Here is a 7,903-nt window from a genome sequence, read left to right on the forward strand (position 1 = left end):
ACCGGGACGCTGCGATCGGACGGCCGATCCTCTTCGGGCCGGCGCCTTGGCGCGTTCCACCTTGGGTCGCGGTCGAGCCTTGCGCACGCCCGAGCGCGATCCACGGCGCGAGCTCGAAACCGGGGGAGGCCGGCTGGGTCGTGCTGCCGGCGCTCTGACGTCCGCCGGCGGCGGCCCCGTTTGGTGTACGCGTGGAAGCGCCTCAGACGCCGGCAAGGGCGGCGGGCTATCCGGCGCCGCCTGCTGTGGTTGGTCCACAGGTTTCGGGGCAAGGATCGGCTGCTGCTGCGGAGGAGGAGCAGGAGACAACAGGTCGCGCAGGCCTGCACCGTCGGTGGCCACGACCCATGCCGCGCCGCCCAGCACGGTCAGGAAGACGCTCCAGGCCAGCAAGGTGCCTATTCCCGGTCGCCGAACGCCAGCGAGCGCCGCCAGCTCGGCCTGCGTATCGGTACCGGTGAAGCGGCCGCTCGTGCCGCTGTGCGACGATCCGCCGTGGCTTCCCTCCGTCTGGCGAAAGACGCCGCTCGACGACGGATCGGACGGTCTGCGGGGCAGGGAAGGCTCCGAGAGCTCGACCAGCTCGAGCGCGCTCGACACCTCCTCGGCGTCCCCGATGGACTCGAGGCCGGTCCTGATAATGGCTTGATCGCGGGTCAGTTTCTCGTAAGCGAAGCGACGCACGCAATCGCGCACCTTGTGGTGGGATCCCAGGCCGCCAATCCGGCGAATGCCTTCCTCCAAGGCGTCGGCGAACTCGTCAGCGTCGGCGAAGCGTTGCTGTGGATCCCGAGCCAGAGCGCGATCCAGCAGCGGGTCGAGCTCCGCCAAAGCCGGGTCGATCTTCGACAGGACGGGAATGGGCTCGTGTAGCAGCTTGTGCAGCGTCGCGGCGGCATTGGGTGCCCGGAACAGTCGCCGGCCGGCCAGGCATTCCCAGAGCACGATGCCCATGGAGAACAGGTCCGCCCGCTGGTCGATCACTCCCTGGCCCGCATGTTCGGGCGCCATGTAGGCCAGCTTGCCCTTGACTTGTCCATCACGGGTGTGACTGAGTCGGTCCTCGGCACGGGCCACGCCGAAGTCGGTGAGCCGAGCCACTCCGTCAGCACCCACCATGATGTTGTGGGGCGATATGTCACGGTGCACCAGATTGAGTCGCCGACCCTGTTCGTCCTCCAGGCGATGCGCGGCGGCCAGCCCTGCGAGGGCATCGCTCATGATGCGCCCCGTGACACCCGCGGGCAAGCGGGATTTCTGGCGGAATGCCTGCCTGACCAGTCCACCGAGGTGATCGCCCTCGATGTACTCCATCACCAGGAAGTATCCGGCGGACTCCGATTTGCTGATGTCGAGCGTCGCCGCGACGTTGGGGTGCCTGATGCGCGCGGCCAGACGCGCCTCGTCGAAGAACATCTCGATGAAGTCCTGCTCGTGTGCCAGATTGGCATGCAATACCTTGATCGCGACCAACCGGCCGAAGCGGGCCACGCCCTGAGCCCGCGCCCGTGCCACGTACACCTCGGCCATGCCGCCGCTGGCGAGCCTTCCCAGCACCTCGTAGCGACCTAGGCGCCGCCCGACGTACATCCGCCGCGGGTCCTTGTCCGACGTGGCACTCACGGGACCGTTGAAGCCTCCTACCAGAGGTTAAGCCTGCAGGGTCGATCCACAACACCGGGATCCAACCCGTACAATCGATAATTCACCCTAGTTCACCCTAGCACAATTCGTGCAAGCTAAGTACCCGCCTTCACACTTTGGACATCAATACTGGATGATCGCCGTTGACATGTAATCACGAAGGCCGAAGGCTCACATTGCGCCCCTTCTCGGACAAGGTACCAGCTGTCGTACCCCAGCGTCGAGCCAAGGCAAGCTATGGCGTCGGTTCAAGCTAACAATTGCCAGGTCGGCTTTGAGGCGCCCGGCCAGCAAAGGCGCAACAACACAGCCAGCGGTGGTCGGAACCGGCGAAACGCATGAGATTGGTGTTTCGCGGGCCCGAAGGGGGGCGGTAGCGGCAGGGGGCATGGCATGGACGCTCGTTTGTGGGAGATTCGGGGTGTCATGGATGCGATAGCTCTGCTTGCATCTCGCTGCTCGAATCCAAAACTGGGTCAGCCGGCTCCCGGCGACGCTGTCCTGGATGCGGTGTTCGAGGCGGCGATGCGTGCTCCGGACCATGGCCTGCTGCGGCCGTGGCGGCTGCTGACGGTGCGCGGGACGGCGCGCGAGCGGCTCGGCGACGTCTTCGCACGGGCTGAGCTACGTCAGCAGCCCGACGCGTCTCGAGCCACGTTGGACAAGGCGCGTCACAAGCCGTTGCGAGCGCCGCTCATCGTCGTGGTAGCAGCGTGCCCACGGCCCCACCCCAAGGTACCGGAGATCGAGCAGGTGCTGTCCGCTGCAGCGGTTGGCCATGGGATCCTGCTCGGGCTGCAAGCGCACGGGTTCGCGGGTTTCTGGCGTACCGGCTGGTACGCCTACGACGCACATGTGAAAGAGGCTCTTGGCCTTCGCCAGCGGGACTCGGTGGTGGGTTTTCTCTACGTGGGCACAGCTACCGCCGACCCGCCTGCTATCGCGCGTCCGGATTCCCGAAGCCTGGTAAGCGACTGGTCGGGGACGCCCTTGCCCCAAGAGCAGAGTGGGCATCGATCCCAGAGGGACTAGTCGGCCGAGCCTGGGAGCCATGTCGCACCTAGTGTCCTGCATCCGCAGCGGCGAGGGCGCCGCGGAGCTGACGTCGCAAGACAGCCGGGTCGCCCGTCGGCAGCTCACAGCGCCCGAGCTCGCACACGAACGCGGTCGGTCTTCCGCCGAACGCCTTCTTGCCGCGCAGGGCGGGAAGGGAGGCGACCAGTACCTGTCCCGCACCCTCGGCGGGTATTCGGACCGGCAGAAAACGTGCATGGCTGTGCGGTCTGAGCTCCGCCAGCAGCGCCTGCGTCTGCGCCTCTCCTTTCGCGCCCGCGATGACGACCTCGCGTACGGGTCCGCTTCGATGATCGACGGCCGTGAGCAGAAAGCCTGAAGAGAACGGCTGAGCGGCGGCATTGGCCGCGGCTGTCTGCAGCGTGGCAAGGCCTATTTCGTAGCGTAATCGATCGCCGGCGATCGCGCCCAGCTGCAGCATCAGCAACGTTGCAGCGTTGGCGCCTGCGGGCACGACGCCGTCGTCCAGCTTCGCACGGCGCAGCGGCAGCCCTTCGGGTATGTCCTCGCGGGCTGTGTGCATGAAGGTGGCGAGGCCGGGGTCGTAGAACTTGAGCTCGATGGCGCGAACGAGCTCCACCGCATGTTGGAGCCACTGCGCTTGGCCATCCGCGGCGTGCAGATGCAGCAGACCCAACGCTGCCAAAGCGTAGTCGTCGACGAAGCCCTCGCCGAGCGATGCGCCCCTGCGCAGCCCTCGCAGCATTCGGCGTTTCTCGGGCTGCCAGCAGGATTCCAGCACGAAACGAGCGATCCGTTGACCTGCCTCGACGTAGCGCGGTTCCTCCAGCCAGCGACCCACATCGGCGAGCGCGATCAGCGCCAGGCCGTTCCAGGCCACGAGCTCCTTGTCGTCCATGGCAGGGCGCGGGCGTCGCGCGCGGACGCGCAGCAAGGCCGGCAGCGCCGACGCAACGGCTCGCTCTATCGCTTGCGGTGCGAGGCCGAGCTTGCTTTCGACCTCGGCCGCTGGCTGCCTGTGCAGCACGCTGCGCGCACCCTCGAGCTCGCGATCGCCCTGCTCGCTTACGCCGTAGACGCTCGCAATGGCGTGTCCGGTCTTCTTGCCGAGCGCTGCATGCAGCTCCGCAGGGGTCCACGAGTAGTACACCCCTTCGCCCAGCGGGTCGTCGGCGTCGAAGCCAACGACGAGGCCACCGTCGGGTTGCTGCCAGGTTGCGATGAGGTCGTCGAGCACAGCGCGCCCGACGCGCACGAAGTCGTCGCGATCGAGCCACAGCCCGGCTTCCACGTACAGCGACGCCAGTTGGGCGTTGTCGTACAGCATCTTCTCGAAGTGCGGTACGTGCCAATGCCGATCCACGGCGTAACGGTGGAAGGTGCCTTGCAGATGGTCGCGGATGCCGCCCCGCATCATCTGCTCCAACGTCAGGACGAGATGCGCGCGAGCGCGCGGATGATTACCGCGCTTGCCGTAGCGCAGCTCCGCCAGCAATAGCGGCGCGTTCGGGAATTTCTGTCGAAAGCCAAAGCCACCAAAGACCGGATCGCGCGCGCGATGCAGGCGCGCAAAGGCCTCGTCCAGAATCTGCTTGTCGACCTTTCGCTCGTTGCTCTTTGGCAGTGCTGCGGCTCGAATCGCCTGAAAGATCTGCCGGCCGCGGGCGGCGACCCGATCTCCTTCCTTTCGGAAGCGCTCGAGAACCTGCCGCAGTACGTCGATGAATCCAGGGCGTCCGAAACGACTGCGGGGCGGAAAGTAGGTGCCGCCAAAGAACGGCTCGAGCTTCGGCGTCAAAAACACGGTGAGCGGCCAGCCGGTCGAGCCACCCATGGCGGCCACGGCCTCGATATACAAGGCGTCCAAATCCGGCCGCTGCTCGCGGTCGACCTTGATCGAGACGAAGTGCTGGTTCAGGTAGGCCGCGATGGTGTCGTCTTCGAAGCTCTCCTTCTCCATGACGTGGCACCAGTGGCAGGTGGCGTAGCCGATGGACAGGAAGATGGGCTTGTTCTCGCGCTTGGCTTTGTCGAGCGCCTCCTTGCCCCAGGGGTACCAATCCACAGGGTTGTGCGCGTGCTGCTCGAGGTAGGGGCTCGGCTCCCCGACGAGGTGATTGCCCTTGCGTCGAATCGAGGCCGTGCTCTTGCCGCTTCCAGAGCGAGCTTGCCTTTGGTCTCCCGATCGCGCCGCCTTGCCGGAATGCGGGCCGGAAGCTGCAGTGCGGCAGCCGAGCGGCAAGAGTGTCAGCAATGCTAGCAACAATCCACGATGCCGGAGCATTAGGACCCATCCAAGCATAACTCGATCGCCTGCGGCCGTGCAGGGCGGCGCGCTCTCGGCCTACCTCCTCGCAAAAACCCTCGCTCTGTGGATGCAGCCCTGCGCTGCGCACTGGACACAGTCGAACACGCTGATCGGACTTGCGGCCGCGAGCACTACTCGTACTTCTCGCGCTGCTTGGCGAGGTCGGCTTCGATGCGCTTCACTATCTCGGGGTCCCCGAGCGCCAGGATGCGAGCGGCGAGATAGGCGGCGTTCTTGGCGCCGTCGATGCCCACGCTCGCCACGGGAATGCCCGGAGGCATCTGTACCGTGCTGAGGAGCGCATCCAGCCCGTCGAGGGCGCCCGATCGCAAGGGCACGCCGATCACCGGCAGGCACGTGTGCGCCGCCACCACACCGGCGAGATGGTTGGCCATCCCGGCGCAGGCGATCAGCACTTCGACGCCCCGATCTCGAGCGTTGCGGGTGTATCGAAGCACGAGGTCCGGCGTTCGGTGGGCACTCATGAGCTTGAGCTCCGAGGCGATCCCGAGCTTGTCGAGCACGTGCGCTGCTTGCCGCACGACTTCGAGATCGTTCGGGCTTCCCGTCAAGATAGCCACGCGCGGCTCGTTGAGCGATGACATCGGTCGTCTCCGTCTGCGGCCTCGAAGCCGCTTGCGCCACTCGTGTAGCAGAAGCCGCAGCGCGAGTCATCAGCGCCAAGGGCCTGCGCCTCCTAAGGGCCCGCGGAAGAACAACTCATCCATTTCGCCGGTTCTGACCACCGTTGGCTAGGTTGCTCCTCCTCGAAGTATCCCCAATACTCCTCGTCGTCGCGCCTCGCCAGCGGCGCCCAGTCCTCACCGAAACACCCGAGTTGTTCTTCCGCGGGCCCTAAGCCCAAACCCGAGGCTGGCAATTTGCGCCATGTTCTCGCCTCGGGTCCTGCTCCAGGCTAGCTTAGGGCGCGTGCTGGAACAGGTCACGGTCTTTGCCCCCGGCACGGTGGGCAACGTCGGCGCCGGGTTCGACGTATTGGGACTCGCCCTGGAGGCGATCGGGGACGTGGTGCACGCGCGCCGCGTACAGCGGTCCAAGGGCGTGCGTCTGCTTCGCATCGAGGGCGCGGACCTGCCGCTGAGCGCGGACAACACCGCGGTCGTTGCGGCGCGCGGTGCGCTGGAGCTGGTTGAAGCGGATTTCGGCGTCGAGCTCGTACTCGACAAAGGCTTGCCGATCGGTTCGGGCCTGGGCTCGTCGGGCGCTGCTGCTGCTGCCGCTGCCACCGCTGTCAATCTGCTGGCAGGCTCGCCCCTGGCGCCCGAACGACTCGTGGCAGTCTGTGCGGAGGCAGAGCGAGTCGCTTCGGGCGCGCCGCATACCGACAACGTCGCGCCCGCGTTGCTGGGCGGCGTGGTGCTTCAGGGCCCCTGTGGTCGCTCGATCCGCATCGAGACCGAGCTGGATCTCGGGATCGCCTTGGTCACGCCGGTGCAGCCGCTCGAGACCCGTCGGGCGCGCCAAGCCATTCCAAGGGATATCTCGCTAGAGTCCGCTATCTTCAACAGCAGCATGCTTGCGACCTTGGTCTACGCTCTTGCCAGCAACGATGTCGGGCTGTTGCGTGGCAGCGTGCAAGACCGCATCGCCGAGCCCCATAGAGCTCCCTTGATTGCGGGATTCTCCGAAGCGAAACGAGCCGCGCTGGCGGCGGGGGCGCTCGGCGCTTCCATCTCGGGTTCTGGGCCCACGATCTTTGCGCTATGCGACGACCTCGAACGTGCCTCCACGGTCCACAAGGCCATGAGCGCGGCGCTGCACGCGCTCGACGTCGCCCATGTGCCTCGCACGAGCGGCATTGACCGGCGCGGCGCCCACCCGCTTCCGGTTTGACGTAATGGGAGCGAGCATTTCGACCCTGCGTTGCATCGCAAGCGGCGAGACCGAGAGCACGACGAGCGCCCGTTTTCGGAGCCGTGCGGGCGGTCTATTCGCCGTGGAGCACGATCTCGAGGCGCTGGGCGAAGGTGCACCGGACCTCAAGGCTCGCTTCGATGCGCGTCTGTCCGAGCTTTCGTCCCCTTACTCGTCGGGCGTGTGGCGCTACCACGAGCTTATCCTGCCTGATCTGCCCCGCGAGGCGATCGTGTCGCTGCCCGAAGGCAACACGCCGCTCTACCGGCGCCGTGGCCTCGAGCGCTTCATCGGCCTCGGCACGCTTTGGGTCAAGCACGAGGGCGAGAATCCGACGCTCAGCTTTAAGGACCGAGGCATGACGGCGGGCGTTTCATGGGCGAAGCACGTGGGTGCGAGGCGCGTCGCATGTGCCTCCACGGGTGACACTTCCGCGGCCATGGCGGCCTACGCTGCTGCCGCCGAGCTACCGGCGGTGGTGCTGCTGCCGCACGAGAAGGTCTCGCTCGAGCAGCTCGCACAGCCCATCTGCTACGGGGCCCAGGTACTGGCGCTCGAGACCGACTTTGACGGCTGCATGGGGCTCGTGCAAGAGCTCACCGAGTCCGGGGAAATCTACCTGCTCAATTCCATGAATCCCTTCCGCATCGAAGGGCAGAAGGCGATCGGCATCGAGCTGCTGCACCAGCTCGGCTGGCACGTACCGGACTGGATGGTCATACCCGTGGGCAATGCCGGCAACATCAGCGCGCTCGGCAAGGCCTTGCTCGAGCTTTCCGGCCTCGGTGTGATCGACAAGCTCCCGCGGCTGGTGGGTGCACAGTCCGCGGCCGCCGACCCGCTCGCCCAGGCCCACACCGAAGGCTACCTGCGCCACGTCCGCGTCCAGGCGCGGCGCACGGTCGCCAGCGCGATCCAGATCGGGGATCCGGTTTCGTACGACAAGGCAGTCTCGGTAACGCGTGAGCTCGGCGGTTTATTCGTGGCTGCGAGTGACGCCGAAGCGCTCGAGGCCAAGGCGGCCGCCGACGCCTCGGGAGT

6 protein-coding genes are annotated in these 7,903 nt (G+C 66.4%); 3 read left to right on the forward strand and 3 right to left on the reverse strand.

Annotated elements, in window-relative coordinates:
• A partial coding sequence (locus tag MJD61_00005; GenBank protein MCG8553661.1) for a serine/threonine protein kinase occupies positions 1-1,623 on the reverse strand: 1,623 nt, incomplete at its 3' end.
• 414 nt (positions 1,624-2,037) lie between these two features.
• Here MJD61_00005 and MJD61_00010 point away from each other — a divergent pair.
• Positions 2,038-2,676, forward strand: coding sequence for a nitroreductase (locus tag MJD61_00010; GenBank protein ID MCG8553662.1), 639 nt, complete (start codon positions 2,038-2,040; stop codon positions 2,674-2,676).
• A 28-nt stretch (positions 2,677-2,704) separates the two neighbouring features.
• Here the strand turns inward: MJD61_00010 and MJD61_00015 are convergent, their stop codons facing one another.
• Together MJD61_00015 and purE are read right to left on the reverse strand one after the other, a co-directional pair.
• A complete protein-coding gene (locus MJD61_00015) occupies positions 2,705-4,933 on the reverse strand; it encodes a thioredoxin domain-containing protein (GenBank protein ID MCG8553663.1) in 2,229 nt (742 codons plus the stop codon).
• A gap of 185 nt (positions 4,934-5,118) precedes the next feature.
• Positions 5,119-5,592, reverse strand: a complete 474-nt coding sequence (purE, locus tag MJD61_00020) for a 5-(carboxyamino)imidazole ribonucleotide mutase (protein MCG8553664.1) — start codon at positions 5,590-5,592, stop codon at positions 5,119-5,121.
• 325 nt (positions 5,593-5,917) lie between these two features.
• Here purE and MJD61_00025 point away from each other — a divergent pair, with 325 nt between their 5' ends.
• Together MJD61_00025 and thrC are read left to right on the forward strand one after the other, a co-directional pair.
• Entirely contained in the window at positions 5,918-6,841 is a 924-nt protein-coding gene (locus MJD61_00025) for a homoserine kinase (protein MCG8553665.1), read from the forward strand.
• 4 nt (positions 6,842-6,845) lie between these two features.
• Positions 6,846-7,903 (forward strand): threonine synthase (gene thrC / locus MJD61_00030; GenBank protein MCG8553666.1); only part of this gene is annotated, 1,058 nt, incomplete at its 3' end.

It is taken from the genome of Pseudomonadota bacterium, assembly GCA_022361155.1.
Taxonomy (GTDB): Bacteria; Myxococcota_A; Polyangia; order Polyangiales; family JAKSBK01; genus JAKSBK01.